Raw genomic sequence first — 26,495 nt, 5'->3', positions numbered from 1 at the left:
CTCGACCCGCCAGTCTGCCCGGGCCCGGCCTGCCGCCGTTACCCCCGGCTGGTCAGAGAGTGACCGTCCAGCCACCGCGGGCCAGGGTGGTTGCACCGTCCGGTGCGATGGTCACCCGGGCCCCGTACACGGGGAGTTCGCCGTGTTCGAGCCACCGCCACCGGATGGCGTCGAGCATGTCGTACAGGCGGCGGGGGCCGCCCTGGTGGACGATCGCGGCACGGCTGGCGGGTTTCGTCTCGGCGCGAGCCCAGGAGCCGTCCGGGTGCAGCATCCACGCCACCGGGTTGCCGTCGTCGTCGGTGCCGGTACGGTGCTCGATGCCGGGTGCGGTGAGGGAGAGCATCGACCACACCTCCCACGCCTGCGTGACGTTGAGCACCGGGAACGGGGAGCCGGTGACCACGTCGCCGTCCTGGTCGCGGGCCTGCTTGAACAGTTCGTCGAGCAGGGGCGGGTAGTCGGCGCCCGTGCGGGTCTCCATGAACGCGGCCCGGTCCCACTCGATCCGGCCGGCGGCGCCGCCGTCTCTCGTCTTGTCGGCGGTCAGGATCAGCCCGGTTCTGGCGAGAGTGGTCACCAGGCGTCCACCTGGCCGCAGCGCGCGCAGCCACGGGGCGGGGACGCGGGGCACGGACACCATGGACACGATCCGGTCGTACTCGCCGGGAAGATGCCCGGTGGCATCCTGGGTGAGCAGTTTCGGGTGGTGGCCGATGGTGTCGAGCCGTTGGGCGGCGGCCTCGGTCAGGTAGGGGTCGATGTCCACGGTGGTCACGAAGTCGTCCCCGAGCCGAGCGGATGCCAGGGCGGCGCTGTAGCCCGAGCCGGTGGCGACGTCCAACAACGCCTGGCCCTCGCTCAGCCGTCCGTGTGTGAGCATGCTGACCACGAGACTCGGCAGGGTGCTGGACGAGGTGGGCAGTCCGATCACTGTCTCGCCGTCCATGGCGTGATCGGCGTGCACCGGGCCGACCTGAGTGACGAGGGTCCGGTCCGCGTACGCGGCACTCGCCCACGCCGACTCGTCTGCGGGGCCGTCGGCGGGCGTCCAGCCCTCCGGGCCGGCGGTGAACCAGCGGGGCACGCACAGATGCCGGGGCGTGGCCATGACTGGCCCGTACCACGGGGTGCCTGGATGCGCCGCCGTGCGGGCGAGCGCGGCGGCGCGCTGTTTCCAGTCCATCAGGTGACTCCTTGCAGTTCGTCGGCGATCGCCGCGGCGATCGGCTGCCCGGTCGCGCCCTGGATCCAGTCCCATTGCCCGCAGGGATTCACCTCAAGGAACCACCACCGTCCCGAGGGGTCAACGACGAAGTCAGCGGCCCCGTAGGCGAGATGGAGCTGGTCCATCAGGAGGAGCATTCCGGCGCCCACGTCGGCGGGAACCGTCGTGGTGGTGTAGGTGAGGGAACCGTAGTCGGATCGCCAGTCCTCGCGGGCGGCGTCGCTGCCGGCGTGTACCTCGGTGGCGAACATACGGGAGCCGACGACCGTCAGTCGGACTTCATGGCTCTTGTCGATCCATGCCTGGAAGAGGTGGGCGGTGGTCTCGATGCCGCGCAGGTCGGTGAGATCCTCCGGGGTGAGGCGGCGGGTGTAGACGGTTTTGAGTCGGCTGTCTTCGATCAGCACGGGGGACGCCACGGGCTTGCAGATCAGCGGGCCGGGGACGGCGGCTGCGAACTCCTGTACCGCATCCGGCTGGTTCGTGATCAGCGTGGGCGGGATGCGCAGCCCGCAGGCGCGGGCGGCGTCGAGTTGGACCGGCTTGTACTCGGCACGGGCCATGAACGTTGGATGGTTGATCCACCGGCAGCCCAGTGCGCCCAGGACCCCGCCGAGGCCGGCGCGGGCCTGGGCCGCGGCGAACCGCTCCTCGGGCCCGGTCATGCCGTCGGGGAACTGGAACGCCCCGGGGGCGCGGTAGTACACCGCGCCGACCCGGGACAGGTCCACCGTTCGGTGAGCGGTGGCCAGTTCGCCCGCCCACCCGTGCCCCCGGTCGATCCGGCCCGTCAGCGCAAGCCGCTGAGGGAAATCCGCGGTGTCCATGCGGAACACCTCGATGCCCCGGCCGGTCAGCTCGGTCACAACGCGATCAGTGGGCCAGTCGTCGTTGGCCGTGATCATCAGGACAGGCAGTGACATGGGTTAGTCCTTCGGCCCCTCGTCCAGCGGCGGTGGGTTCGTCATCGAACCGTCCGGCACGGTCGGGGTGTGGGTGTTGGCCATGCATGTCAACAGGCCCCCGTCATAGGACACATTGACCTGGCGGGCGGGATCGTAGACGGCGGCCGGGATGGTGACGGCTCCGGTCGCGTCCGGGGTTCGGGCGAACCGCAGGACCCAGGGGCGCGTGTCCGGCCCGGACGGCGTCTCCGTGCTGAGTGGCAGCCTGCCGCCGGCGAGCGGAAACGCTTCCCGCGCCCGGTCCATGGTGGTGGTCAAGGGGCTCTCTCCTTCGGTCATTCGGTCAGTTGATTACGGGGACCAGGCCGGGGTGGCTGGAACAACGAGGCGACCCGCCCCAGTCGGGTGTTCGCGGAGTCTTCACACGGTCATCAGCTCCGCGACTCGGGCAAACTCCTCCTCCAGTCGGTCGCGGCCGAGGGCCGCGAACTCCCGGTCCAGGTCTGCCGGTGTCACTCCGCGCAGTTCCACCATGGTGCGGGCGGCCCGGACCCAGGGGGCCCACTGCGAGCCGTACTTGACGTGTTCCATGTGGCATCCCGGGATGGGCTGGAGTGTCTGTGGGTGGTGGAGGGGGCCGACAACACCCCACGCGGGTACGCGCTTGGCCCATGCCGCCACGAACCGCCCACCGCGCAGGGCGTGGCAGAGCTGGATGGAGATCCCGGCGCAGGGCACGCACACCGGCGGACTCGTCGTCCGTTCCCCTTCGCGGATCGGGCCGACGCTGTCCCGCAGGAGGAACAGGTGCGGGCCGTGCGGGTCGGGCGGCATGCGGGAGCAGACCTGGCACATCATGTTCAGCATCGCCCGGCGCTGCCGGTAGGGGTGGACGTTCCGCAGCTGTGGGCTGCCCCGGCGCTGCTTCGGCCGCAGGGCGTAGCGGGCCCAGAGCACGCCGAAGCTGTCCCGGTCGTACGGCGTCTCGTCCACGTACGCGACTCCCGGGGCCACGCGGCGGCGCGTGACCGGACACGGCAGGAGCCTTTCCTCACTCCAACCGGCGATGTACGGGACGACACTTGGCGGGGCCGGAGGCAACACGATGGAGAACCTTCCTTTGTCGGGACGAGGGTGGCGGCCCGGCACACCGCAGGGCATCACAGGGCCGGGTGTGCCGGGCCGGGCCCGCCGGCCCCCGCGGGGGAGAGTCGGGAGCGGGAAGCCGGCGGGCGCTGTGGGGGGCTCCGGTCGCTCCCTGGGGCGCGGGCGACCGGAGCCGGTCATGGGGTCAGCGGCCGATACCGGCCACGAGGGCGCCCATGAGCACGGCAAGGACCAGCGCGTAGAAGAACTGGCCCTTCGGACTGTCCGGCCTCATACGCATCACCGCCTCTCCTCCCGAGCCGCCGCGACTGAAGCGAGGTAGGGCTCCAGGAGCCCCTCCCCCCATATCGCGCAGGTGAGCAGCCATGCAGCGGCGGCCTCCTCGACCGGCGGCATGAGGAGCCGGAAGGTCACCGCAGTGACCCCGTCCGGACGACGGCGAAGCAGTCGGCGAGAGTGTGGCGGATCTGGTCGCCGTTGATCAGTTTTCGCGGTTCGGTAGTGCCCTCGATCCACGGAGGGTTGTCCCACCGCACGCCCCGGCTCGGCGGGAGGGCGATCCAGCCCTCTCGGCCGGTACGGACCTCGACCGCCTCGTCCACCACGGCGTAGCGCCCGGTCGCCGGGAGGACCAGCAGGACATAGGTGTCAGGATGCGCGATCAGGCACGGGACCGGAGTGCCGCGGTCGAGCAGGACCATGGCGGCCATGCCGACCTGCCGGGGGACAAGGACGGCGTCGAACCGCTGGGTGTGGGCAATGAGTCCGGCGCCGGGTGCGGACTCCAGCGCGGCCGTCAGGGATGTCTCGTCCAGACCGCCGGCGCCCGGGCCAGGGTGTGCGCCAGGGATCGGGCAGTCGGTCCGGCCGCACGTACAGCCCTGCTCGGGCCGGTACCGGTGGCCGAGCGCAAGGGGCCACTCCAGCGCGAGGTACGCCCTCGCCGCTGCGGCCGCGTTTCGGGTATTGATCGGCTCCATTGCCGATACCCCCAGGTGATCACATCGGTACGAGCAGTGACCACTCCAGGTTTGCGCGCCGCCAAGGGGCCGACCCTGAGAATTCTTCAGGGGCGCTCCGGTACAACTGAGCGCCCCTGTGCGCCCGTTCGGGTTAGCTGACGAGTTCCATGTTCCGGATGAGCCCGGACAGGGCGGATGCCTGCGAGGGCACTCCGACCCGGGCGAGGTCGGAGACCAGGGCGCGGGCCATCGGGTCGGCGTAGACGTAGTAAGGCGCCTGCCCGGCGGCCTCGCGCAACTTCACGACCGCGGAGGCGCTGCGCCCCATCCGGTGCAGTGCGCGAGCCTTGTCGATCGCGAAATGTGTCTTGCGCTCCTTGCTCGGGACGGCGTCGACGTTCGCCCTCGGTACCCGCTTGAGCCCCGTCTCAGGCTGGTCGACCTCGACTCCGGCCTCAGCCGCGTGGACGGCCACCGTGCCCCGCCCGAACACCGTTTGAGCCTCCAGGTCGTACCAGCCGTCACCGAGCCGGTCGGCGTCCTCCAGGGCGGCGTCAATGCGCGCCCACGCGTCCCCGGCCCGGCCGCCGCGGGCGTGGCCGATCGCCGCCCGCAGGTGCAGCGCGCCCCGCAGGGACACGGCCCGCTCGTCGGCGCCCCGGGCGCTCGCGTACGGCTCCAGGTCCCGGAGCGCTGCGTCAGCGACGGCGACCGCCTCTCTGAGCGTGGCCTGATGGAGCAGCGCCCCGCACCGGTCCCAGGCGACAGCCGCTTTCGTGACCGGGTCGCCGAGCTGCGTCGCCGAGCCGGCCGCGACCTCCGCCGCGGACCACGCCAAGTCCGGGTAGCCGAGCTGGTTGAGGCACATGCGCGCCGTGCGGGCCGCGTCCACCAGGAGCCGGAGGGCGTCCTCCCGGCCAGAGCCGCCGATGACGAGGAGCGCGGTGTTCAAGTCCTCGACCAGGGACGGGAGAAGGGCGGCCACCTTCGGCAGGTTCGCCGCCTGGCGCGCGGAGTTGGCCTGCTGTGACCGGCGGCTCAACGTGGCCAGGTCGACCGGCGCCCCGGTGGGGCTCAGGCCCGGGTGCCCCGAGAGGATGAGCCCGCTCCGGCGCAGGCCGGTGCGCAGAGCCGGAATGTGGGCGTGCGCGAGGGATCCGCCGTTGCGCCGGAGGCGGTAGGGCTGGCCGAGGAGCCAGACCACGTCGACGTCACACCGCTCGGCGATCGCGGTGATGACGCTGAATCGGTCGAGTGCTAGACGCCCGTTCTCGACGCCGGCGACCCAATCGGTCGAGCGGTCGAGGAAGTCCGCCAGCTCAACTTGAGTCAACCCGGCGGCATTACGGGCGATACGAACGCGGGTACCGATGTGCTCGTCACTGCTGAGGGGCATACGGGTGCTCCGTTCTGGCCTAGGCACTCAAAACGCTACTCCGAACCGCGCCCCCGAGCCGCCCGGGGCGCCGCAACAACGGGATCGTCGTCTGCGCGCTGCGGGTCCGGCATGCGCTGACGGCTGGTCCCACGCGCACGGCGTTCGTCGCCCGGGACCTCCGCGCGGAGATCGAGGCCTTCCCGGCGAGCCGGCCCGCACTGCCCCGGCGGTAGAGTCCGCGCCATGCACCCGGTCGCTCGTTCCAGCACCCGCCTCGGCCTCCGCGAACTCACCATCGAGGAAGTGGACATGGTGCTCGCCGTTTACGGCAGCCCCGAGGCAACGGAGCACCTGTCGTTCGAGCCGCGCGCCCGCGACCGGGTCGCCCACCTGGAAGAAGTGGAGTCCGGCCGGGTCACACGGCGGCTCAGGGCGGTCACCGGCCTGCTCCGTGACGTCGACGCCGCCGGCGCCCGGGACGCTGCCGACCGACTGACCGAGAACGCCGACCTGGGCGGTGCCGCCTGATGAGCACGGTGACCTACCAACGCCACGAGGCCGACGCCGCTGCCCGGCAACTGGACGCGTTCCTCCCGGCGTACGAAGAGGTGTACGCGGAACCGCCGTACTGTGAGGGCCCCAGCGACGTCGCCGAGTTCATCGAGCACTACCAGGTGCACACCCGGCGCCCCGGCATGCGTCTGATCCTGGCCCGTGATGGCGCGGAAGTCGTGGGCTTCACCTACGGCTACTGCCTTGCCCCGGACACCCGCTGGTGGAAGAACCTCCAGGACGTGGCCCTTCCGGACGACTTCACGCGCGAGGACGGCCGGCGCACGATCGCCGTCATCGAACTCGCGGTACGCGGGCCGTGGCGGCGGCGCGGCATCGCCGGCGAACTGCACGCCCGCCTCCTCCAAGGCATGGACGCCGAACGGGTCACGCTCACCGTGCGCCAGGAACCCGAGGCCGCTCCCGCGCAGTCCGCCTACGCCGCCTGGGGATACCGGAAGATCGGAGTGTCCCACCCGTGGCCGGAGGCGCCGTTCTACGACTGCATGATCCGCGAGCTACGCACTCAGGCGCCGTAGCCCCTCCGCCAGCCGGGAGGGCGGTCATGGTGTGCCGTCCGTGTGCCAGGTGCGCCACAGTGCCGCGTACGCCCCGCCGGCCTTGACCAGTTCGTCGTGCGTGCCCAGTTCGGTGAGCCGGCCCTCCTCCATCACGGCCACCCGGTCCGCGTCGTGGGCGGTGTGCAGACGGTGGGCGATCGCGATGACGGTACGGCCCGCCAGCACGGCGGCCAGGGCACGCTCGGTGTGCCGCGCGGTCGCCGGGTCCAGCAGGGCCGTGGCCTCGTCCAGGATCAGGGTGTGCGGGTCGGCCAGCACCACCCGGGCCAGCGCGAGCTGCTGGGCCTGGGACCCGTCGGTGGCCGTAACGCCAGGACCCAGCCGGTTGTCCAGGCCGTCCGGCAGCTCGCGCACCCAGGCGTCGGCGCCCACCGCGGCCAGCGCCGCCCACAACTCCTCGTCGCCGGCCGCCGGTTCGGCGATCCGCAGATTGTCCCGGACCGTGCCGAGGAAGACATGGTGCTCCTGGGTGACCAGCACCACCTGCCGGCGCAGCCGCTCCGGCTCCAGATCCGCGACCGGCACCCCGCCCACCGTCACCGTGCCCGCGCCCGGCGCGTCGACGCCCGCGAGCAGCCGGCTCAGCGTGGTCTTGCCCGCGCCGGACGGCCCGACCACCGCCAGCCGCTCCCCGGGCCGCACCGTCAGATCGACCCCGCGCAGCACCTCCCCGCCCCGCTCGTAGGCGTACCGCACCCCGGACACATCGATCCGGTCGTCCGCCGGGGCCGGGACGCCGCCGTCCGGCACCGACCGCGGCGCCCCGGCCAGCCCCTCCACCCGGGCGAACGACGCGTTGCTGCTCTGCAGTTGCTCGATCCGCATCAGGATCTGGTCCAGCGGCTCGGTGAGCTGCCGCAGATACAGCGCCGCCGCCACCACCGCGCCGAGACCCACCGCCCCGCGCGCGTGCAGCACCCCGCCGACCAGCAGCACCCCTGCCACCGGGATCGTGTACGACACCTCCACGGCCGGGAAGAACACCGTGCGCAGATACAGCGTGTACAGCCGGGTCCGCCGGGAGGTGTCCAACGCGTCCCGGCTCGCCGTGATCCGCCGCTCTTCAAGGCGGAACGCCTCCACCGTGCGGGCCCCGGACGCGGTGGCCGCGACGATCTCCGCGACCTGTGAGGTGGCCGCGCCCTCGGCGAGATAGCCGTCCCTGGCCCGGCGCAGATACCAGCGCAGCGCGCACCAGATCGGGATCGTCCCGAGCACCCCGAACAGGCCGAGCAGCGGGTCCAGCGTGAACACGGCGCCCAGCACGAACAACGCCTGCACCGAGCTGACCAGCAGCTCGGGGCCCACGTCCCGGAGCGTCGTGCCGACCGCGGCCACATCCGCGGTGCCGCGCGCGGTGAGGTCTCCGGTGCCGGCCCGCTCCACCGTCGACGCGGGCAGCGCGAGCGCCCGGTCGACGAACTGCTCACGGACCCGGGCCAGCGTCCGCTCCCCGAACCGGTGGCCCGCGTACCGCGCCCAGCGCGCCAGCAGCAGCTGGACCAGCGCGCACACCAGGATGCCGAGCGCCAGCCGGTCCACCACCGCGACCCCGGCCCCGGCCCGCACCTCGTCCACGATCCGGCCGACCAGCCACGGCCCGGCAAGACCGGCCGCGGCGGCCAGCGCGTTCAGCAGCAGCGCGGCGGCGAAGGACCGCCCGTCGGCCCGCACCAGCCGCACCGTCGCCCGGCGTACCTCGGACCGCCCGGCGACGGGCAGATGACCCGCATCCGGCGTCACCGCACGACCTCCTCGGCGGCGTCGTCACGTGCCACCAGGGCCCGGTAGCCGGGCTCGTCCGCGAGCAGCCGGCGGTGCCGCCCGGTGGCCGCGACCTTGCCGTCCACCAGGTAGTGCACGGTGTCCGCGCGGTCCAGCACCAGCGGCGAGGTCGTGGTCAGCACCGTCGTACGGCCGGCGCGCGCGGCCCGCAGCCGGCGGGCCACCGTGGCCTCCGTGTGCGCGTCCAGCGCCGACGTCGGCTCGACCGCGAGCAGCACCTCCGGGTCCGCCAGCAACGCCCGGACCAGCCGCACCCGTTGCCGCTGGCCGCCCGACAGGCTGCGGCCCTGCGCCGACACGGCCGAGTCGAGCCCGTCCGGCAGGCCCTGCACGATGTCGTCGGCGGCGGCTGCGTGCACCGCCCGCCTGAGCGCGGCGTCGTCGCGATCCCGGCGCCCGGCCACCACCTTCCGCAGCGTCCCCGCGAACAGGTCGGCCTCGTTGTCGCAGACCAGGATCCGGGACCGCACCTCGGCCAGCGGGATCGCGTCGAGCCGCACCCCGCCCCAGGTGGCGGCGGACGGCGCGAAGCGGCCGAGGCGGTCGACCACGGCCGTGGCGTCCGCGGGCCGGGCGGCGACCAGCGCGGTCAGCCGCCCCGGCGGCACCCGCACCCCCGACTGGGGATCGACCAGCGCGGCCGGCTCCGCCGGGGCGGGCCGGGTCCCCTCGTCCGGCTCCGGGGCGAGCCGCAGCAGCGCCACCACCCGGCGCGCGGCCACCACGCCCCGGCTGAGCTGGTAGCCCATCTCCAGGAAGAAGGCCACCGGCCCCACCAGCACCGCGACATAGCCGTACACCGCCACCAACTCGCCGATGGTCAGCTCGCCCGCGGCGGTCATCCGGGCCGCGAGCCAGGTCACCACCGCAAGGAACAGGGTCGGCAGGCCCACCCCGAGCGCCTGCACCCAGCTGGCCACCGCGCCCACCCGGTAGCCCTGCTCCCGCAGCCGCCGCGAATCCTCCCGGAACGCGTCCGCGAACAGCCCCTTGCCGCCGAGCCCGTTGAGGACCCGCAGCCCGCCCGCCAGATCGCCGATGCGCGCGGTCAGCACGCCCTGTCGCTCCCGGTACTCGGTCTCCGCCATCTGCAACCGCACCGTCAGCGGACCCCCGACCAGCGCGATCACCGGCATCCCGAGCAGCACCACCGCGGCAAGCAGCGGTGCGATCGACAGCAGCACCCCGGCCACCACGACGTACACCACCACGGAACCCACCCCGGGCCCGACGACGGTCAGCGACTGGGCGATGGTCTGCACGTCGCCGACGCCGACCGTGACGATCTCCCCGGCCCCGGCCCGCCGCGGCAGCGCGGCCCCCAGCCGCACCGCGTGCCCGACGACCACCTTGACCGTGCGGAAGTTGGCGTCCATCCGCACCCGCGTCATCGTCCGGTGGCGCATGATGCTCAGCCATGAGTTGACCGCCCCGACCAGGAACAGCACCACGGTCCACGCGGTCAGCGCGCCCAGATCACCCGCCACCAGCCCGTCGTCGACCGCCCGGGCCATCAGATATGGCGCCGCCGCCATCAGCACCAGCCAGACGCTGCCCAGCAGCGCCCCGGCCAGCGACCGGCACGGCTGGCACCGCACCAGCCACCACAGATAACGCCAGCCGCCGCGTGTGTCGGGTGTCCCGGGATCCTCGTACGCGTCGATCATCCATGCTCCCCGTCCCGTTCCGGTGTGCCAGGTGCTCCGCCGGAAGTGCCGCTCTGTGCCTGGACTTCGCCGGACTGCTCAGGTCAGGCTGTCCCGCCAGGCCCGGTGCAGGTCCGCGAACCGGCCCGTCCCGGCGATCAGTTCGGCGGGTTCGCCGTCCTCGACGATCCGGCCGTGCTCCATGACCAGCACCCGGTCGGCGATCTCCACGGTGGACAGCCGGTGCGCGATCACCACGGCCGTACGGCCCCGCAGCACCGTCGACATGGCCCGCTGCACCGCCCGCTCCCCGGGCACATCCAGCGAACTGGTCGCCTCGTCGAGGATCAGCACCGCCGGATCGGCGAGCAACGCCCGGGCGAAGCCGACCAGTTGACGCTGGCCGGCCGAGATACGGCCACCCCGCTTGCGTACGTCCGTGTCATAGCCGTCCGGCAGCGCGTCGATGAACTCGTGCGCCCCGATCGCCTTCGCCGCCCGCTCGATGTCCTCGCGGGTGGCCTCCGGGCGGCCGATGGCGATGTTCTCGGCCACCGTGCCCGAGAACAGAAACGCCTCCTGCGTCACCATCACCACCCCGCGGCGCAGTTCGGACGAGGACAGCTCCCGCAGGTCCACCCCGTCGAGCAGGACCCGGCCGTCGGAGGCGTCGTAGAACCGGGCGAGCAGCTTGGCCAGCGTCGACTTGCCCGCGCCCGTCGAACCGACCACGGCGACCGTCTGACCGGCCGGGATCGTGAGGTCGAAGCGGGGCAGCACCTCCCCACCGGTGCGGTAGGCGAACCGGACACCGGCGAAGACGACCTCGCGGCCGGGACGGCCCTTTCTCGACTGCGCCGGCAGCTCTCGGGGCGCGGTCGGCTCCGGCACCGTCGGGGTCTGCGCCAGCAGGCCCGCGATCTTCTCCAGTGAGGCGGCGGCCGACTGGTAGGAGTTGAGGAACATGCCCAGCCGGTCGATGGGGTCGTACAGGCGGCGCAGATACAGCACCGCCGCCGCGAGCACGCCCAGCGCCAGCGAACCGGACGCCACCCGGGAGGCACCCCACAGCACGATCACTGCGACCGCCGTGTTGGCGACCAGCCGGGAACCCACGACATAGCGGGCCATCTCCAGCAGGGCGTCGCCGTTCGTCCGCTCGTGCCGCCGGTTGAGGACGTCGAACTCGGCGTCGTTCGCGGCCTCCCGGCGGAAGGCCCGTACCGGCCGGATGCCGTTCATCGTCTCGACGAACTTCACGATCACCGCCGCGATGGCCGTGGAACGGAGCCGGAACACCCGCCCCGCGCGCCGCTGGTAGAGCCGTACCAGCAGATACAGCGGCACCAAGGAGGCCACCGCGACCGCGCCGAGGCCCAGGTCGAGCCAGAGCAGCATCGCGGAGATGTACACGAAGGACAGGATCACCGTGACGAGTTCCTGAAGCCCCTCGCTGAGCAGTTCACGCAGTGACTCCACGTCCGCGGTGGAGCGCGAGATGAGCCGGCCCGAGGTGTACCGCTCGTGGAAGTCGACGCTCAGCGCCTGCGCGTGCCGGAAGATACGGCCGCGCAGGTCGAGCAGCACGTCCTGGTTGACGCGCGCGGACGCCTCGATGAACGCGAACTGGAGGCCGCCGGAGAGCAGCGCGCACAGCAGATAGCCGACGGCGACCGCGATCAGCGGGCCGTGCTCGCCACGCCCGAGGGCCGGTACGGCGCTGTCGATGGCGTACGCCACCAGCAGCGGACCGGCCTGCACGGCGGCCTGTTGGAACAGCAGCAGCAGCGTGGTGACGGCGACGCGTGCCTTCATCGGGGTGAGCAGCGAGCGCAGCAGGGCGGCCGTGGCACCCGGCGGCGTGGGCAGCACATCCCGGTCGAAGGGGTCCTGGGAGTCCTGCGGCCGGGCCGGAGCGTCCCCCGCGTCCGGCGGGGACACGGACCCGGAGGCGGCGGGCGGCGGAGCCGACGAGGCGGGAGCGGTCATCGAGCGTCCTCCACTTCTGCGCCCGGCACACCGGCGGCCCACGGCGCACCACCGCGCCCGTCCTGGCCCCGTCCGTCACCCGCGCCGGATCCGGGGTGTTCGCCGGTGGTTCGTCGTTCGGCCCGTCCGCCGGGCCGGTGCTCGGCCCGCTCCCCGGTCTGTGCCTTCGGGGGTTCGCCGCCGGGTCCGGGCTCTTCGCCGGACATCAGGTGGGCGTACTCCGGGTTGCTGCCGAGCAGTTCGTGGTGGGTGCCGACCGCGGTGATGCGGCCCTGGGAGAGCAGCGCGACGCGGTCGGCGAGCAGCACCGTCGAGGGGCGGTGGGCCACGATCAGCGCGGTGGTGTCCGCGAGGACCCGGCGCAGCGCGGCCTCCACGGCGGCCTCGGTGTGCACGTCGAGCGCGGACAGCGGGTCGTCCAGCACCAGGAAGCGCGGGCGGCCCACCACCGCCCGGGCGAGCGCGAGCCGCTGCCGCTGCCCGCCGGACAGGCTCAGCCCCTGCTCGCCGACCTGGGTGTCCGTGCCCTGTGGCAGGGCGTGCGCGAACTCTGCCTGCGCGACGGACAGCGCACGCTCCAGGTCCGCCCGGCCGGCGCTCCCGTCGCCGCCCATGAGTACGTTCTCCCCGACGGACGCGGAGAACAGCGTCGGTTCCTCGAACGCGACGGCCACCTTCGCGCGCAGTTCCTCGCGGGACATGGCGGTGATGTCCCGCCCGTCCAGCGTGATCCGCCCGGAGGTGACCTCGTGCAGCCGGGGGATGAGCGCCGTCAGGGTGGTCTTCCCGCTGCCGGTCGCCCCGACCAGCGCCATGGATTCGCCGGGGCGGATGTGCAGGTCGATGCCGTCGAGGGTGGGCGGGGAGCCGGGCGGGGCGTCGGGATAGCGGAACCGGACGCCGTGGAACCGGAGTCCGTCGTCCGCAGGCCCCGGCTTCCGGTCGGGTCCGCCGGTTCCCCCCGGCTCCTCCACCCGGGCGTCCAGCGCCTCGAAGTACCGTTCCGTCGCCGTCGCCGCCTCCTGCGTCATCGCCAGCAGGAACCCGATCGAGTCCACCGGCCAGCGCAGCGCGAGCGCCGTGCTCAAGAAGGCGACCAGCGTCCCCGCGGACAGCTGCCCGTCCGCCACCCGCACGGTCCCCAGCACCAGCGCCGCGCCGATCGCGACCTCCGGCAGCGTCACGATGACGGCCCAGATCGTCGCCAGCAGCCGCGCCTTGCGCAGCTCCGTGCCGCGCAGCGTCCCCGACAGCTCGCGGAACGCCCGCGCCTGGCTGCGGTGCCGGCCGAACCCCTTGATGATGCGGATGCCGAGCACGCTCTCCTCGACGACCGTCGTCAGATCGCCGACCTGGTCCTGGGCGAGCCGCGCCACAAGGGCGTACCGCCGTTCGAAGACCGCGCAGGTCCACATCAGGGGCACCGCAGGACCGAGGACGACCAGCCCGAGCAGCCAGTCCTGGGACATCATGATCGCCACACCGACCAGGATCGTCACACCGTTGACCAGCAGGAACGTCAACGGGAAGGCGAGGAACATGCGCAGCAGCATCAGATCGGTGGTGCCCCGGGAGAGCAACTGGCCCGATGCCCAGCGGTCGTGGAAGGCCACCGGCAGCCGTTGCAGATGCCCGTACAGCCCGGCCCGCATCTCCGCCTCGACGTGCGACAGCGGCCGGGCCACCAGCCACCGCCGCAGCCCGAACAGCACCGCCTCCGCGATCCCGAGCAGCAGCAGGTACAGCGCGCCCAGCCACACACCGGCCGGATCCCGGTCGGCGACCGGCCCGTCCACCATCCACTTCAGGACCAGCGGGATCACCAGCCCCGCACAGGAGGCGACCACCGCGACGAACGCCGCGGTGAACAGCCGTACCCGTACGGGGCGTACATACGGCCACAGCCGTAACAGGGTGCGCGCGGTGGAACGGTCCGGACGATCCTTGGTGGTTGCATGTGTCGAGGGCATCACACGGAGCCTACGGATCAGCACCGACGACGCCCACCGAGTTTCGGCCGGGCACCCGGTCGCACAGATGCGCGCACGGGTCGCACGGCCGCGTCCAGCAGGGGCGCGGAACCGTGTCGATATGCGGCCCCGCCGCGCAGGCACAACAAGCCCCGCCGACGCGACAGCTGGCCGACGGCGGGGTAGCTGGATCACGGCGCGGTAGCCGGACGGCGGCGGGGTAGCTGGACGGCGGCGGGGCGGCCGGACGGCGGCGGGGTAGCTGGACGGCGGCGGGGCGGCCGGACGGCGGCGGGGTAGCTGGACGGCGGCGGGGTAGCCGGACGGCGGCGGGGTAGCGGGACCACGGCGGGGCGGCCGGACGGCGGTGGGGCAGCTGGACCACGGCGCGGTAGCCGGACGGCGGCGGGGCAGCGGGACGGCGGCGGGGTAGCTGGACCACGGTGGGGTAGCTGGACGGCGGTGGGGTAGCTGGACGGGGGCGGGGTAGCGGGACCACGGCGCGGTAGCGGAACGACGGCGCGGCAGCGGAACGACGGCGGGGTAGCCGGACGACGGCGGGGCAGCGGGACCACGGCGGGGTAGCCGGACCACGACGCAGTCGGACCACAGCGGAGCCCGGCCACGGCGCAGCGATCGTATGTCGGCACCCCACGGCCCAGCCCATCCGGTCGAGGTCACAGGACCCGCAGCAGCAGTACCGCCCGCTCCGGCACCGTGATCGCCGTACCGGCCCCGTGCACCACGCCCGGTGCCGTCGCCTGGTCCTCCCGGGACGTGTCGACGACGACCTCGTAGCGGTCCGCCCACGGCGGGCCGGGCAGGACGAAGGGCGCCGGGCGGTCCCCGGCGTGCAGCACGGCGAGGAAGCTGTCGTCGAGGATCGGCGCACCCTGCTCGTCGCGGCCCGGTATGTCCCGCCCCGAGAGGTACATGCCGAGTGAGGCGGCGGGGGCGTACCAGTCGTCCTCCGTCATCTCCTCGCCCCGCGCGGTGAACCAGGCCAGATCGCGCAGGCCGTCCGCCGAGTGGGCGCGCCCGGAGAAGAACGCGCGCCGGCGCAGCACCGGGTGCCGGTGGCGCAGGGCGATGAGACGGCACGTCAGTTCGAACAGCGCCCGCCAGCCGGGCTCCGCCGGCAGCGACCAGTCCAGCCAGCTGATCGGGTTGTCCTGGCAGTAGGCGTTGTTGTTGCCGTGCTGGGTGCGGCCCAGTTCGTCGCCGGCCACCAGCATCGGTACGCCCGTGGACAGCAGCAGCGTGCTGAGCAGGTTGCGCATCTGCCGGCGCCGCAACGCCAGGATCCGCTCCTCGTCCGTCTCGCCCTCGGCCCCGCAGTTCCACGAGCGGTTGTCGCCGGAGCCGTCCCGGTTGTCCTCGCCGTTCGCCTCGTTGTGCTTGCGCTCGTAGGACACCAGGTCACGGAGGGTGAAACCGTCGTGCGCCGTGACGAAGTTGACCGAGGCGTACGGGCGGCGGCCACCCCAGGCGTACAGGTCGCTGGAGCCGGACAGGCGGTAGCCGAGGTCGCGCACGTCCGGCAGCGCGCCGCGCCAGAAGTCGCGGACGGCACCACGGAAGCGGTCGTTCCACTCCGTCCACAGCGGAGGGAAGGCGCCGACCTGGTAGCCGCCCGAGCCGATGTCCCAGGGCTCGGCGATCAGCTTGACCCGGCGCAGCACCGGGTCCTGGGCGATCACCGCGAGGAACGGCGAGAGCATGTCGACGTCGTGCATCGAACGGGCCAGCGCCGCGGCCAGGTCGAACCGGAAGCCGTCCACGCCCATCTCCGTCACCCAGTAGCGCAGCGAGTCGGTGATCAGGCGCAGCACCTGCGGCCGCACGACGTGCAGGGTGTTGCCGCAGCCGGTGTAGTCGGCGTACCGGCGGGCGTCGTCCTGGAGTCGGTAGTAGCCGCGGTTGTCGATGCCCTTGAGGGACAGCGTCGGGCCCAGCTCGCCTCCCTCCGCGGTGTGGTTGTAGACCACGTCGAGGATGACCTCGATGCCGGCCGCGTGCAGGGCGCGGACCATGCGCTTGAACTCGCCGACCTGCTCGCCGGTGGTCCCGGAGGCGGCGTAGGCGGCGTGCGGGGCGAAGTAGCCGATCGAGTTGTAGCCCCAGTAGTTCCGCAGGCCGCGGCGCAGCAGGTGGTCCTCGTGCGCGAACTGGTGCACGGGCAGCAGTTCCACGGCCGTCACGCCCAGCTTCACCAGGTGCTCGATCGCCGCCGGATGGGCCAGCCCGGCGTAGGTGCCGCGCAGTTCCTCGGGGATGCCCGGGTGCAGTCGGGTGAATCCGCGCACGTGCAGCTCGTAGATGACCGAGTCCGCCCACGGCGTCTTGGGGCGGCGGTCGTCGGCCCAGTCGTCGTCATCGTGGACGACGACGCCCTTGGGGACGAACGGCGCCGAGTCCCGCTCGTCGCGCACGGTGTCGGCGATGTGCTGCTCGGGCCAGTCCCGCACATGCCCGTACAGCTCCGGTGCCAGCCCGGACGAGGCGTACTCGCCGTCCACCGCGCGCGCGTACGGGTCGAGCAGCAGCTTGGCCGGGTTCCACCGGGCGCCGGTCCACGGGTCCCAGCGGCCGTGCACCCGGTAGCCGTAGCGCCGGCCGGGCCGCACACCCGGCAGGAAGCCGTGCCATATCTCGTGCGTCAGCTCGGTCAGTGGCACCCGTGTCTCCCGGCCGGTGTCGTCGAACAGACACAGCTGGACCGCCTCCGCCCCGCCCGCCCAGAGCGCGAAATTGGTGCCGGCGCTTCCCTCAGGGCCGGGCCGGAAGCGGGCCCCGAGGGGCGTGGGGGCGCCCGGCCGGACGGCCGGCGCCGGACGCCGGGCACCGTTTGTCGCGGCGGCCGGGCGGCCGTCCTGCCCGGCCCGCTCCTGGGCCGTCGCCCGCTGCTCGGCTGCGCTCGTCACTCTGTCGGCCCCTCTGCGTCGGCTCGTCCGCCCACGGGGCGCAGCCGGCCCCTGTCATGCGGGCGGGCGCGCCGGACCCCCTGGTCCACGGCGTGCCCGGCCGCATGACAGGGCGTGCCCGCGGCGGCTCGCGCGGGCGCGGCGGCTCCCCGTCTCGTCGTCCTCCCCCCTGTTCTGCCCACAGCGTGCGTCGCACTCACGTTTCCCCAGGGCCGGGCCGTCGTTGAGTCACGCGTGAGGCATGGACAAGGGCGCGCACGGCGCGCGACGGCCACACTGGCCGCGGTGTTGACATGGGCAGGGCTGCTGGCGGGCGCCGCCGGCTGTTCCTCGGGCGGCGCGGACGACCTCGGCATCGGCCGGTTGTTCGGCAAGCCGCCGACCCCCAAGGAAGCCATCAGCGTCTCCCCGGACGACGGCGGCAAGAATGTGCGGCCCGGCGAACGGCTACGGGTACGGGTGGCGAGCGGACGTCTGGAGTCGGTGCGGGTGGTCAGGCACCAGGACGCCCAGGAAACCAGGATCGCCGGGCACATCACCGGCGACGGCATGGTCTGGGAGCCTGACGAGCGGGAGCTGGCGCTCGCCGCCAAGTACACGGTGGACGTGGTGGCCCTGGACGGGCACGGGCGCCGCTCGGCCCGGCACACCGAGTTCACCACCCAGGTGCCGGCGGAGCGTTTCATCGCGTACATCACCCCGGAGAACCGCTCCACCGTGGGTACCGGGATGATCGTCTCGCTGAGTTTCAACCGGGACATCGCCGACCGGGCCGCCGTCGAACGCGCCGTCCGCGTCACGGCGCGGCCCGCCGTCGAGATCCGCCCGCACTGGTTCGGCAAGAACCGTCTCGACTTCCGGCCCGAGCAGTACTGGAAGCCCGGCACCAAGGTCACCGTCGATCTGGCGCTGCGCGACGTCCAGGGGGCCCGCGGGGTGTACGGACTCCAGCGCAAGACGGTCGAGTTCACCGTCGGCCGCAGTCAGGTCTCGCTGGTCGACGCGGCGGAGCACACCATGGAGGTACGGCGCGACGGCCGGTTGGTGTCCACCGTGCCGATCACCGCAGGGGCCCCGGAGACCACCACGTACAACGGGAAGATGGTGGTCATGGAGATGTACGAGGTCACCCGGATGAACGGCCAGACGGTCGGCTTCGGCGGCGAATACGACATCCCCGACGTCCCGCACGCCATGAGACTCACCGACAGCGGCACCTATCTGCACGGCAACTACTGGTCTCAGGACGCCCCCGGGGTGGCCAACGTCAGCCACGGCTGCGTGGGCCTCAGGGACATCCAGGGCGGCAGTTCGAGCACGCCCGCGGGCTGGTTCTTCGACCGCACCCTCATCGGTGACGTCGTCGAGGTCGTCAACAGCAATGACGAGACCGTCGATCCCGGCAACGGCCTGAGCGGATGGAACATGGGCTGGAAGGAGTGGAAGGCGGGCGGCGCGGTCAAATAACGGGTGGGGGAGAGCGGTTGGGGTGGCCGGCGGACGGGCCGCGACGGGCGGAATTTGCGACGGAACGGTGACCAATGCCTGACGCCAAGCTCAAAACCCTGCGGTTAATATGCGCCAGAGTGTGCGCGTGACGCACCGGGGCGGGGGCCTGACCAGGCCCGGCGGAGGGGAGAAGAGTTGAACGTGCGGCCGATATCGGGGGCGTCGGTTGACGCGCGGCGGCGGACGGGCAAGGGGGGTGGCGGGCGGACGCGTAAGGGACTGCCGGCGCTCATAGCCGGCGTCCTGCTCATGGCGGTCACCGCGTGCGGCGGTTCGGGGTCGGACTCCGGGTCCGGCTCCCAGGACGGCAAGGGCAAGGACTCCTCGACGCAGCAGAGTGCGCAGTCGCAGGCCGCCGTCACCATAGCCCCCAAGGACGGTGCCCGGTCCGTCGGCACCAGCGGGGCCCTGAAGGTCTCCGCGGCCAAGGGCAAGCTGACCGAGGTCGTCGTCAAGGACGCCAAGGGCAGGGCGGTCGACGGCACGATCACCGGCGGGGGCTCCCGCTGGGCGCCCTCCCGCCATCTGGCCGCCGCCACCGCGTACACGGTGCACGCGGTCGCCGAGGACTCCGCGGGCCGTGAGGCCGCCGAGGACTCCCGCTTCACCACACTGACGCCGCAGCACACCTTCACCGGCTCCTTCACTCCCGAGGACGGGTCCACGGTCGGCGTCGGAATGCCGTTCTCGCTGCGCTTCACCCGAGGCATCACACATCCCGAGGACGTCGAGAAGGCCATCAGGATCACCACCGAGCCGGCCGTCGACGTCGAGGGCCACTGGTTCGGCAACGACCGCCTGGACTTCCGGCCCGAGAAGTACTGGAAGGCGGGGACGAAGGTCACCGTCCGGCTCGACCTGGACGGCGTCGAGGGGCGGCCGGGCGTCTACGGCGAGCAGGCCAGGACCGTGAAGTTCACCATCGGCCGCAACCAGGTCTCCGTCGTGGACGCCAAGAAGCACACGATGAAGGTCACCCAGGACGGCAAGGTCATCAAGACCATCCCGGTCACCACCGGCAAGCCCGGCTACGACACCTGGAACGGCCAGATGGTCATGAGCGAGAAGCTCACGGTGACCCGGATGAACGGCGAGACCGTCGGCTACGGCGGCGAGTACGACATCAAGGACGTACCGCACGCCATCCGCCTGACCACCTCGGGCACCTTCATCCACGGCAACTACTGGGGCGGCGGCGCCTTCGGCAACTACAACGCCAGCCACGGCTGTGTGGGGCTGCGCGATGTGCGCGGCGGCTGGGACAAGGGCGTGCCCGCGGCCTGGCTCTTCAACCACTCCATGATCGGCGATGTGGTGGTCGTCAAGAACTCCGACGACCGCACCGTGGCCCCGGACAACGGCCTCAACGGCTGGAACATGTCCTGGAAGGAGTGGACGGCGTAACGAGAGGCATGCGCGGACGCCCGGCCGCATGCCGATATGCGGCTACCCCGCACCAACCCGATCACCCCCCGCCCCCGCCGAGCAAACACCCCGAAACCCTGCCGGGGGAGTCCGCGCCGCGGGGGCACGGGGCCCGTCGTGAGCGGCTGCTGTCGGTGGCGGTCGTCTCGGGGGGTGGGGGGTGGGGAGGGGGATCGGTGGGCGGTTGAGTACCGGTTGTGTCGCGGGGCGTGAACGGCCGCTAACCTGCGGAGCATGACCGTACATCTCGAAGTCGCCGAAGGCGTCGGCACGCTGCGGCTCGACCGCCCGCCGATGAACGCGCTGGACGTCGCCGTGCAGGACCGGATCAGGGAGCTTGCCGAGGAGGTCACGCGCCGCGACGACGTACGCGCCGTGGTGCTCTACGGCGGCGAGAAGGTGTTCGCGGCCGGCGCGGACATCAAGGAGATGCGCGCCATGGACCACGCCGCGATGGTCCTGCGCGCCCGTGGCTTGCAGGACTCCTTCACCGCCGTGGCCCGCATCCCCAAGCCGGTGGTCGCCGCCATCACCGGCTACGCGCTGGGCGGGGGCTGCGAACTCGCGCTGTGCGCGGACTACCGCTTCGCCGCCGACAACGCCAAGCTGGGCCAGCCGGAGATCCTGCTCGGCCTGATCCCGGGCGCCGGCGGCACCCAGCGGCTGCCGCGGCTGATCGGCCCCGCCAAGGCCAAGGACCTCATCTTCACGGGCCGTCAGGTCAGGGCCGAGGAGGCGCTGGCCATCGGCCTGGTGGACCGAGTGGTTCCGGCCGCCGACGTGTACACCGAGGCGCACGCCTGGGCCGCGAAGCTGGCACAGGGGCCGGCGATCGCACTGCGCGCGGCGAAGGAGTCGATCGACACCGGTCTTGAGGCGGACCTCGACACCGGGCTCGCCGTCGAACGGACATGGTTCGCGGGGCTGTTCGCCACCGAGGACCGCGAACGGGGCATGCGCAGCTTCGTGGAGGACGGCCCGGGCAAGGCCAAGTTCGTCTGAGGAACTGCCGGGAAAACGCTTGCAATTGACGTGGTGTCTCATCCGGGGTCCCTCGAGGGGGCGGACTGTGACAGCCTTGTGGCAGTCTTGAGCCTGCCTTGTCGAGGAGGCCCGTCCCTTGCCGGGGAATGAACCGTCTGCGCAGGTCGACCGGGCTGCCATCAGCTCTGAAATGTCCTCGGCATATGCCGAGCGGCAGTCGCGTACGGGTAGCTCGTCGGGGGCGTATTCCCCCGGAACGGCCACGGACGGCGCCCGGTGCGGCCATGATGGGGGCATGGCGGGGCTGGAGGGCATGGAACAGCCGCGGGGACACGGCCGTGCGACGACGGCGCGCTGGTCGCCTGCGGTCGAGGACGAACAGGCGCTCAAGGTACTCGACCTGTTCGGCAACCCCGCCGAGGCCGAGGTCCCGCTGCCGTCCCGCCCCGAGTCCGCGGCCACCGCGCGCCGGCTCGCCCAGGTCGTGGTCCTGCGCCAGTGGGGGCTCTCCCCGAAGCTGGCGGAGGACGCCGTCCTGCTCGTCTCCGAACTCGTCGGCAACGCCGTGCGCCACACCGGGGCCCGTGTCTTCGGGCTGCGGATGCGGCGGCGTCGTGGGTGGCTGCGGGTGGAGGTTCGCGACCCCTCGCGTGGGCTGCCGTGTCTGATGCCGGTGCAGGAGCTGGACATCAGCGGTAGGGGGCTGTTCCTCGTGGACCGGCTGTCCGACCGGTGGGGCGTGGATCTGCTGCCGCGGGGCAAGACGACGTGGTTCGAGATGAGAGTGACCGACCGCTGACGCCCCGCGGAGCGCCGCCCGACGCGACCCGGGAACTGTCCCTCAATGGGCGCAATAGGCGTTTTTTCGTATGTCGTGCCTTTTAAATGGTGTGCGTGACCACGACCGACCGCCGCGGGGCGCTCCGCGCGGGCGCCGGGCTCGTCACCGGTGGCGTCCTCGCCGCCGGCTGCGGGTCCGCCACGGGCTTCGGGCGGCCCGCCCCCACACGCCCCACCGCCCCCGCGAAGGCCACGCCCCGCGCCGCCCCCGCACCCCGGGCCTTCCCCCGGCAGCCCGCCCAGATCACCCACGGCCCGCGCGACCACCCCCGAATCGCCCTCACCTTCCACGGCCAGGGCGCCCCCGCGCTCGCCCGCGCCCTGCTCACCGAGGCCGAACGGCGCGGCGCCCGCGTCACCGTCCTCGCCGTCGGCAGCTGGCTGGACGAGCATCCGCAGCTGGCCCGCCGCATCCTCGACGGCGGCCACGACCTCGGCAACCACACCCAGCGGCACATCTCGATCAACACCCTGTCCGAGGCCGAAGCCCGCGCCGAGATCACCGGCTGCGCGGACCGGCTGAAACGGCTCACCGGTTCGATCGGCAGCTGGTTCCGCCCGTCCCGGGCCGTGACCGCCTCCCCGCTGGTCGAGCGGCTGGCCCGCGCCGCGGGCTACCCGCACGTGCTGTCGTACGACATCGACTCGCTCGACCACACCCGGCCGGGCGCGGCCGCCGTCACCCGCACGGTTCTCACCGAGGTCACCGCCGGATCGGTGGTCAGCCTGCACTTCGGCTATCCGGACACGGTGGCCGCCCTCCCCGACGTACTGCAAGAACTCGACCGCCGCGGACTGCACGCGGTCACCACCACGGAGCTGCTGAGCTGATGCAACCCACCCTCGCCGCCCGCGTCCTGGCCGCCGGTGCTGCCCTGTCCGCCCTGACCCTGCTGTCCGCCTGCGGCGGCGACACCGAGCACCGCACGGACACGGCGATCGCCAGCAGGGCGCCCGTCCCGGACCGGTCGATGCAGTACCAGGGCGACGCACTGCCCGGCATGCCGCCCGTGCTCGACCCGAAGGACGTCTACGCCGCCGACCGCCCCGGCCTGCTCTCCCCGGTGGTCGACGACTTCCCGTCGCGCATCTACGTCCCCAACACCAACTCCAACAGCGTCAGCGTCATCGATCCGAAGACGTACAAGGTCATCGGGACGATCCCGGTCGGCGTCCAGCCCCAGCACGTCGTGCCCTCCTGGGACTTGAAGACCCTGTGGGTCAACAACGACCGGGGCAACTCCCTCACCCCCATCGACCCGAGGACCGGGAAGGCGGGCAAGCCGGTCCCCGTGCACGACCCGTACAACCTCTACTTCACGCCCGACGGCAAGTACGCGATCGTCATGGCCTCCCTCGACCGCCAGTTGGTCTTCCGCGACCCGCACACCATGAAGACCGCCAAGACCGTCCCGGTCAGCTGCTACGGCGTCAACCACGCCGACTTCTCCCTCGACGGCCGCTACTTCATCGTCTCCTGCGAGTTCAGCGGTGAACTGCTGAAGGTCGACACGGCGCGGATGGAGGTCGTCGCGCAGCAGCGGCTGCCGCTCCAGGGCGCGATGCCCCAGGACGTCAAGATGTCGCCCGACGGCAAGCTGTTCTACATCGCCGACATGAAGGCCAACGGGCTGTGGATCCTGGACGGCGACACCTTCGACAAGCCGCGGTTCCTGGCCACCGGCAAGGGCGCCCACGGCCTCTACGTCAGCCGCGACTCCCGCGTGATGTACGTCTCCAACCGGGGCGAGGGCACCATCTCCCTGTTCGACTTCGGCCGGAACAAGCTCACCGGGAAGTGGCGCCTGCCCGGCGGCGGCAGCCCCGACATGGGCGGCGTCTCCACGGACGGCAAGGTGCTGTGGCTGTCCGGCCGCTACCACTCCGAGGTGTACGCGATCGACACCCGCACCGGTGCCCAACTGGCCCGCATCAAGGTCGGCAGCGGCCCGCACGGACTCGCCGTCTATCCGCAGCCGGGCCGCTACTCGCTCGGGCACACCGGCATCTTCCGCTGAGACACGGCCAGTTGGACACGCCCCCGATGGGGTGACGGTCCCGGCTCCACGCCCCGGGAACCGGGATCGTCACCCCCATGACCAGTACTCGCCCGCGGCGCCGCGCCGCTGCCGCCGCCCTCTGCCTCACGGCCGTCCTCGCCACGACGGCCGCGGCCCCGGCCGCCTCGACCCCCGTACGGGCACCCGCCCAGGCCGCCCCGGCCTGCCCCCGGTTCGAGGACCCGATCGAGGCGGCCGCCGACCGCCGCGTCGACATCGACCGGATCACCCCGACGCCGGCGTGGCGCACCACGTGCGGCACCCTGTACCGCAGCGACAGCCGCGCCCCGTCCGTCGTCTTCGAGGAGGGCTTTCGGCCCAAGGACGTGGTGAACGGGCAGTACGACATCGAGAAGTACGTCCTCGTCAACCAGCCCTCGCCGTACGTCTCCACCACCTATGACCACGACCTGTACAAGACCTGGTACAAGTCCGGCTACAACTACTACGTCGACGCACCCGGCGGCATCGACGTCAACAAGACCATCGGCGACACCCACCGATGGGCCGACCAGGTGGAGGTTGCCTTCCCCGGCGGCATCCAGCGGAAGTACGTCATCGGCGTCTGCCCGGTCGACAGGACCACCAAGACCGAGATCATGAGCGAGTGCCGGAGCAACCCGCACTACAAGCCGTGGCACTGAGCAGCGCCTCCGCCGCCACCGGGCGGTAGCCGGCCGCCAGGAACGCCCGCAGACTGCGGGCGTTCCCCGGCGACACCTGGGCCCACACCGGCTCGTCGGCGAGCCGCAGCGCCGCCGCCACCAGGTCCCGTCCCAGCCCGCGGTGGCGGACCCCCTCGTCCACCTCCACCGACACCTCCAGCCGTCCGGCCACCCCGCGGCCCAGCACCACCACCCCGCCGTCCGCCGCCCAGACCCGTACCCCGTCGCGGCGCTCGCGGGCATAGCCGACCCGGGGATGACCCACGTCCGTGACCTCCCGGAGCGCGAGCGGCGGCCCGCCCGCAAGCGGAGTGCCGACCAGCAGCGCGTCGACCGTGTCGTGGGCGCGCCCCGTGCGCGCCATGAAGTCCGCCAGGAAGCGCGGATGCACGGCGGCGGCCAGCGGATCGCAGTCGACCGCGTGAAGCGCCCCGCGCACCCACCCCTCGTCCTCGTCCGTGAACACCACCGCGTGCGCGGTGAAGGCGATCACGCCCGCGTGCCGGTGCGCGGGCTGCGGCACCACGGTCGTGCCGCCGTCGTCCGGCGGGAACACTCCCCGGGCCGCCGCGTCGAGAATGTCCCGCAGGGTCTTCGTCACGCCCGCACTCCCGGCTCTGCTTGAGTCTCCACCCACTGGAAGGCCCAGACTCGCAGACATGCAGCACCCTCCGCGGGGCCACCCCCCAGACCCCCCGTACGACGACGGCGGCCTTTTCACCATCGGCGAGCTGGCCAGGGCCACCGGGCTGACCGTGCGCACCATCCGCTACTGGTCCGACGAGGGCGTCCTCGAACCGGTGGCCCGCTCGTCAGGCGGCTACCGGCTCTACGACACCGCGTCCGCCGCCCGCCTGGAGCTGATCCGCACCCTGCGCGAACTGGGACTCGGCCTGGCGCAGGTGCGGGACGTGCTCTTTGGCGAGCGGACGGTGGCGGAGGTCGCCGCCGCGCACGTGGCGGCGCTCGACGCCCAGATCCGCTCGCTGAAGGTGACCCGCGCGGTGCTGTCGACCGTGGCCCGACGCGGCTCGACCGCAGAGGAGATGACACTGATGAACAAACTGGCGCGGCTGTCGGCCGCCGAACGGCAACGGATCGTCGACGAGTTCGTGGAGGAGACCTTCCGCGGGCTCGACACCGCCGACCCCGCGATCCGGGAGCGGATGCGGCACACCGGGGTGAACCTGCCCGACGACCCGACCCCGGCCCAGGTCGACGCCTGGGTGGAGCTGGCCGAACTGCTCCAGGACCCCGGCTTCCGGGCCGCGATGCGCCGGAACATCGAGATCAACGCGGCCGACCGCGGCCCGGACACCCCGGCCGGCGCGTCCCTGTGGTTCTTCCGGCGCCTGGTCGACCTGGTCGGCGCCGCCCGGGCGCGCGGCGTCACGCCCGAGAGCCCGGAGGCCGACGCCGTACTGGCCGAACTGCTCGGCGAGGGCGCCGATCACGCGACGGTGCTGCGCCGCATCGACCTCGGCGCCCAGGTCGCCCGCTACCGCGAACTGGCCGCCGCCGTCGCCGGACACCAGGAGCCCCCGAGACACCAGGAGGAGTTCGCCTGGGTGGTCACCGCGCTACGGGTGCGGGCGGGCGGTTAATCTGACCCGCGGCACTACGCCGACACGGCACGAGAAACACGAACAAAAAGGGGCGGATCGGTGGCGGACATCGACGAGGCACGCAAGCAATTCGAGCGGATCGACGCGGACGGCGACGGGTTCATCACCGCCGCCGAGTTCAAGACCGCCCTGGCCCAGGGGGGCGACTGGAACGTCACCGAGGCGGTGGCCGAGGCCGTCATCAAGACCCGCGACCTCAACGGCGACAAGGTGCTGTCGTTCGACGAGTTCTGGGCCTACCTGAGCAAGTGACGTGAGCGGGGCGCCGCTCGATGCCCGGCGCCCAGTGGTTCCCCGGGGCGACCCTGAACTACGCCGAGCACGCCCTGCGCGCCGCCACGGTCCGCGCGGACGAACCCG

At 72.4% G+C, this 26,495-nt stretch carries 23 protein-coding genes; 11 read left to right on the top strand and 12 right to left on the bottom strand.

Annotation, left to right across the window (positions count from 1 at the left end; translation table 11 throughout):
* Positions 1-52: 52 nt before the first annotated feature.
* The 6 genes from ABT245_RS41235 to ABT245_RS41210 all read right to left on the bottom strand — a co-directional run bounded on the left by ABT245_RS41235 (position 53) and on the right by ABT245_RS41210 (position 5,598).
* Positions 53-1,186 (bottom strand): methyltransferase domain-containing protein, encoded by a 1,134-nt coding sequence (locus tag ABT245_RS41235; protein WP_351744869.1) that lies wholly within the window; start codon positions 1,184-1,186, stop codon positions 53-55.
* Entirely contained in the window at positions 1,186-2,151 is a 966-nt protein-coding gene (gene tgmB / locus ABT245_RS41230) for an ATP-grasp ribosomal peptide maturase (RefSeq protein ID WP_351744866.1), read from the bottom strand. Before tgmB ends, ABT245_RS41235 begins: the two co-directional genes overlap by 1 nt.
* Before the next feature lie 3 nt (positions 2,152-2,154).
* Positions 2,155-2,451 carry a putative ATP-grasp-modified RiPP gene (gene tgmA / locus ABT245_RS41225; protein ID WP_351744864.1) on the bottom strand — a complete coding sequence of 99 codons (297 nt, stop codon included), beginning with the start codon at positions 2,449-2,451 and terminating at the stop codon, positions 2,155-2,157.
* A gap of 102 nt (positions 2,452-2,553) precedes the next feature.
* Complete coding sequence (locus ABT245_RS41220; RefSeq protein WP_351744861.1) at positions 2,554-3,126, bottom strand: hypothetical protein; 573 nt, start codon at positions 3,124-3,126, stop codon at positions 2,554-2,556.
* A 524-nt stretch (positions 3,127-3,650) separates the two neighbouring features.
* Complete coding sequence (locus ABT245_RS41215; RefSeq protein WP_351744858.1) at positions 3,651-4,220, bottom strand: hypothetical protein; 570 nt, start codon at positions 4,218-4,220, stop codon at positions 3,651-3,653.
* Positions 4,221-4,353: 133 nt separating this feature from the next.
* Entirely contained in the window at positions 4,354-5,598 is a 1,245-nt protein-coding gene (locus ABT245_RS41210) for a helix-turn-helix domain-containing protein (RefSeq protein WP_351744856.1), read from the bottom strand.
* 225 nt (positions 5,599-5,823) lie between these two features.
* Between ABT245_RS41210 and ABT245_RS41205 the strand changes: the two genes are divergently transcribed.
* Positions 5,824-6,108, top strand: a complete 285-nt coding sequence (locus ABT245_RS41205) for a hypothetical protein (RefSeq protein ID WP_351744854.1) — start codon at positions 5,824-5,826, stop codon at positions 6,106-6,108.
* Positions 6,108-6,671 carry a GNAT family N-acetyltransferase gene (locus ABT245_RS41200; protein ID WP_351744851.1) on the top strand — a complete coding sequence of 188 codons (564 nt, stop codon included), beginning with the start codon at positions 6,108-6,110 and terminating at the stop codon, positions 6,669-6,671. The genes ABT245_RS41205 and ABT245_RS41200 overlap by 1 nt, the downstream gene beginning before the upstream one ends.
* 24 nt (positions 6,672-6,695) lie before the next feature.
* On the opposite strand, the gene ABT245_RS41195 is transcribed toward ABT245_RS41200, so the two are convergent.
* The 5 genes from ABT245_RS41195 to glgX all read right to left on the bottom strand — a co-directional run bounded on the left by ABT245_RS41195 (position 6,696) and on the right by glgX (position 17,027).
* Positions 6,696-8,456 carry an ABC transporter ATP-binding protein gene (locus tag ABT245_RS41195; protein ID WP_351744849.1) on the bottom strand — a complete coding sequence of 587 codons (1,761 nt, stop codon included), beginning with the start codon at positions 8,454-8,456 and terminating at the stop codon, positions 6,696-6,698.
* Positions 8,453-10,165: an ABC transporter ATP-binding protein gene (locus tag ABT245_RS41190; protein ID WP_351744847.1), complete on the bottom strand. Its 1,713-nt coding sequence runs from the start codon at positions 10,163-10,165 to the stop codon at positions 8,453-8,455. The genes ABT245_RS41195 and ABT245_RS41190 overlap by 4 nt, the downstream gene beginning before the upstream one ends.
* A gap of 78 nt (positions 10,166-10,243) precedes the next feature.
* Positions 10,244-12,133 carry an ABC transporter ATP-binding protein gene (locus tag ABT245_RS41185; RefSeq protein WP_351744843.1) on the bottom strand — a complete coding sequence of 630 codons (1,890 nt, stop codon included), beginning with the start codon at positions 12,131-12,133 and terminating at the stop codon, positions 10,244-10,246.
* Entirely contained in the window at positions 12,130-14,103 is a 1,974-nt protein-coding gene (locus ABT245_RS41180) for an ABC transporter ATP-binding protein (protein ID WP_351744840.1), read from the bottom strand. The genes ABT245_RS41185 and ABT245_RS41180 overlap by 4 nt, the downstream gene beginning before the upstream one ends.
* A 677-nt stretch (positions 14,104-14,780) precedes the next feature.
* Positions 14,781-17,027, bottom strand: a complete 2,247-nt coding sequence (gene glgX, locus ABT245_RS41175) for a glycogen debranching protein GlgX (protein ID WP_351744837.1) — start codon at positions 17,025-17,027, stop codon at positions 14,781-14,783.
* Between the two features lie 234 nt (positions 17,028-17,261).
* Here glgX and ABT245_RS41170 point away from each other — a divergent pair, with 234 nt between their 5' ends.
* The 7 genes from ABT245_RS41170 to ABT245_RS41140 all read left to right on the top strand — a co-directional run bounded on the left by ABT245_RS41170 (position 17,262) and on the right by ABT245_RS41140 (position 24,489).
* Positions 17,262-18,494, top strand: a complete 1,233-nt coding sequence (locus ABT245_RS41170; RefSeq protein WP_351744835.1) for a L,D-transpeptidase — start codon at positions 17,262-17,264, stop codon at positions 18,492-18,494.
* Between the two features lie 177 nt (positions 18,495-18,671).
* Positions 18,672-19,940, top strand: a complete 1,269-nt coding sequence (locus ABT245_RS41165) for a L,D-transpeptidase (protein WP_502982296.1) — start codon at positions 18,672-18,674, stop codon at positions 19,938-19,940.
* Between the two features lie 255 nt (positions 19,941-20,195).
* A complete protein-coding gene (locus ABT245_RS41160) occupies positions 20,196-20,963 on the top strand; it encodes an enoyl-CoA hydratase/isomerase family protein (RefSeq protein WP_351744829.1) in 768 nt (255 codons plus the stop codon).
* A gap of 277 nt (positions 20,964-21,240) precedes the next feature.
* Entirely contained in the window at positions 21,241-21,744 is a 504-nt protein-coding gene (locus tag ABT245_RS41155; RefSeq protein WP_351744827.1) for an ATP-binding protein, read from the top strand.
* Positions 21,745-21,830: 86 nt separating this feature from the next.
* On the top strand, positions 21,831-22,616 hold the full coding sequence (locus tag ABT245_RS41150) for a polysaccharide deacetylase family protein (RefSeq protein ID WP_351744824.1): 786 nt from the start codon (positions 21,831-21,833) through the stop codon (positions 22,614-22,616).
* The gene (locus ABT245_RS41145; protein ID WP_351744821.1) at positions 22,616-23,803 is read left to right on the top strand and encodes a YncE family protein; all 1,188 of its coding nucleotides are present in this window, start codon (positions 22,616-22,618) and stop codon (positions 23,801-23,803) included. Before ABT245_RS41150 ends, ABT245_RS41145 begins: the two co-directional genes overlap by 1 nt.
* 77 nt (positions 23,804-23,880) lie before the next feature.
* Positions 23,881-24,489 carry an ADP-ribosyltransferase gene (locus ABT245_RS41140; RefSeq protein ID WP_351744819.1) on the top strand — a complete coding sequence of 203 codons (609 nt, stop codon included), beginning with the start codon at positions 23,881-23,883 and terminating at the stop codon, positions 24,487-24,489.
* On the opposite strand, the gene ABT245_RS41135 is transcribed toward ABT245_RS41140, so the two are convergent.
* The gene (locus ABT245_RS41135) at positions 24,443-25,111 is read right to left on the bottom strand and encodes a GNAT family N-acetyltransferase (protein WP_351744816.1); all 669 of its coding nucleotides are present in this window, start codon (positions 25,109-25,111) and stop codon (positions 24,443-24,445) included. The genes ABT245_RS41140 and ABT245_RS41135 overlap by 47 nt on opposite strands.
* A gap of 58 nt (positions 25,112-25,169) precedes the next feature.
* Between ABT245_RS41135 and ABT245_RS41130 the strand changes: the two genes are divergently transcribed.
* Together ABT245_RS41130 and ABT245_RS41125 are read left to right on the top strand one after the other, a co-directional pair.
* Positions 25,170-26,114 carry a MerR family transcriptional regulator gene (locus ABT245_RS41130; protein ID WP_351744814.1) on the top strand — a complete coding sequence of 315 codons (945 nt, stop codon included), beginning with the start codon at positions 25,170-25,172 and terminating at the stop codon, positions 26,112-26,114.
* A gap of 60 nt (positions 26,115-26,174) precedes the next feature.
* Positions 26,175-26,387: an EF-hand domain-containing protein gene (locus tag ABT245_RS41125; RefSeq protein WP_351744812.1), complete on the top strand. Its 213-nt coding sequence runs from the start codon at positions 26,175-26,177 to the stop codon at positions 26,385-26,387.
* Positions 26,388-26,495 lie beyond the last annotated feature (108 nt).

Source organism: Streptomyces sp. NPDC001508 (assembly GCF_040298665.1).
In the GTDB taxonomy this organism is placed as follows: Bacteria; Actinomycetota; Actinomycetes; order Streptomycetales; family Streptomycetaceae; genus Streptomyces.
The sequence above is the reverse complement of the archived record's forward strand: the minus strand, read 5'-3'. Positions and strand labels throughout refer to the sequence as shown.

Excerpts from the sequence above, each read along its gene's own strand:
- ABT245_RS41235 (WP_351744869.1), bottom strand. The coding sequence starts at position 1,186 with ATGGACTGGAAACAGCGCGCCGCCGCGCTCGCCCGCACGGCGGCGCAT.
- tgmB (WP_351744866.1), bottom strand. The coding sequence starts at position 2,151 with ATGTCACTGCCTGTCCTGATGATCACGGCCAACGACGACTGGCCCACT.
- ABT245_RS41215 (WP_351744858.1), bottom strand. The coding sequence starts at position 4,220 with ATGGAGCCGATCAATACCCGAAACGCGGCCGCAGCGGCGAGGGCGTAC.
- ABT245_RS41210 (WP_351744856.1), bottom strand. The coding sequence starts at position 5,598 with ATGCCCCTCAGCAGTGACGAGCACATCGGTACCCGCGTTCGTATCGCC.
- ABT245_RS41205 (WP_351744854.1), top strand. The coding sequence starts at position 5,824 with ATGCACCCGGTCGCTCGTTCCAGCACCCGCCTCGGCCTCCGCGAACTC.
- ABT245_RS41200 (WP_351744851.1), top strand. The coding sequence starts at position 6,108 with ATGAGCACGGTGACCTACCAACGCCACGAGGCCGACGCCGCTGCCCGG.
- ABT245_RS41190 (WP_351744847.1), bottom strand. The coding sequence starts at position 10,165 with ATGATCGACGCGTACGAGGATCCCGGGACACCCGACACACGCGGCGGC.
- ABT245_RS41185 (WP_351744843.1), bottom strand. The coding sequence starts at position 12,133 with ATGACCGCTCCCGCCTCGTCGGCTCCGCCGCCCGCCGCCTCCGGGTCC.
- ABT245_RS41180 (WP_351744840.1), bottom strand. The coding sequence starts at position 14,103 with ATGCCCTCGACACATGCAACCACCAAGGATCGTCCGGACCGTTCCACC.
- ABT245_RS41160 (WP_351744829.1), top strand. The coding sequence starts at position 20,196 with ATGACCGTACATCTCGAAGTCGCCGAAGGCGTCGGCACGCTGCGGCTC.
- ABT245_RS41155 (WP_351744827.1), top strand. The coding sequence starts at position 21,241 with ATGGCGGGGCTGGAGGGCATGGAACAGCCGCGGGGACACGGCCGTGCG.
- ABT245_RS41150 (WP_351744824.1), top strand. The coding sequence starts at position 21,831 with ATGGTGTGCGTGACCACGACCGACCGCCGCGGGGCGCTCCGCGCGGGC.
- ABT245_RS41145 (WP_351744821.1), top strand. The coding sequence starts at position 22,616 with ATGCAACCCACCCTCGCCGCCCGCGTCCTGGCCGCCGGTGCTGCCCTG.
- ABT245_RS41140 (WP_351744819.1), top strand. The coding sequence starts at position 23,881 with ATGACCAGTACTCGCCCGCGGCGCCGCGCCGCTGCCGCCGCCCTCTGC.
- ABT245_RS41130 (WP_351744814.1), top strand. The coding sequence starts at position 25,170 with ATGCAGCACCCTCCGCGGGGCCACCCCCCAGACCCCCCGTACGACGAC.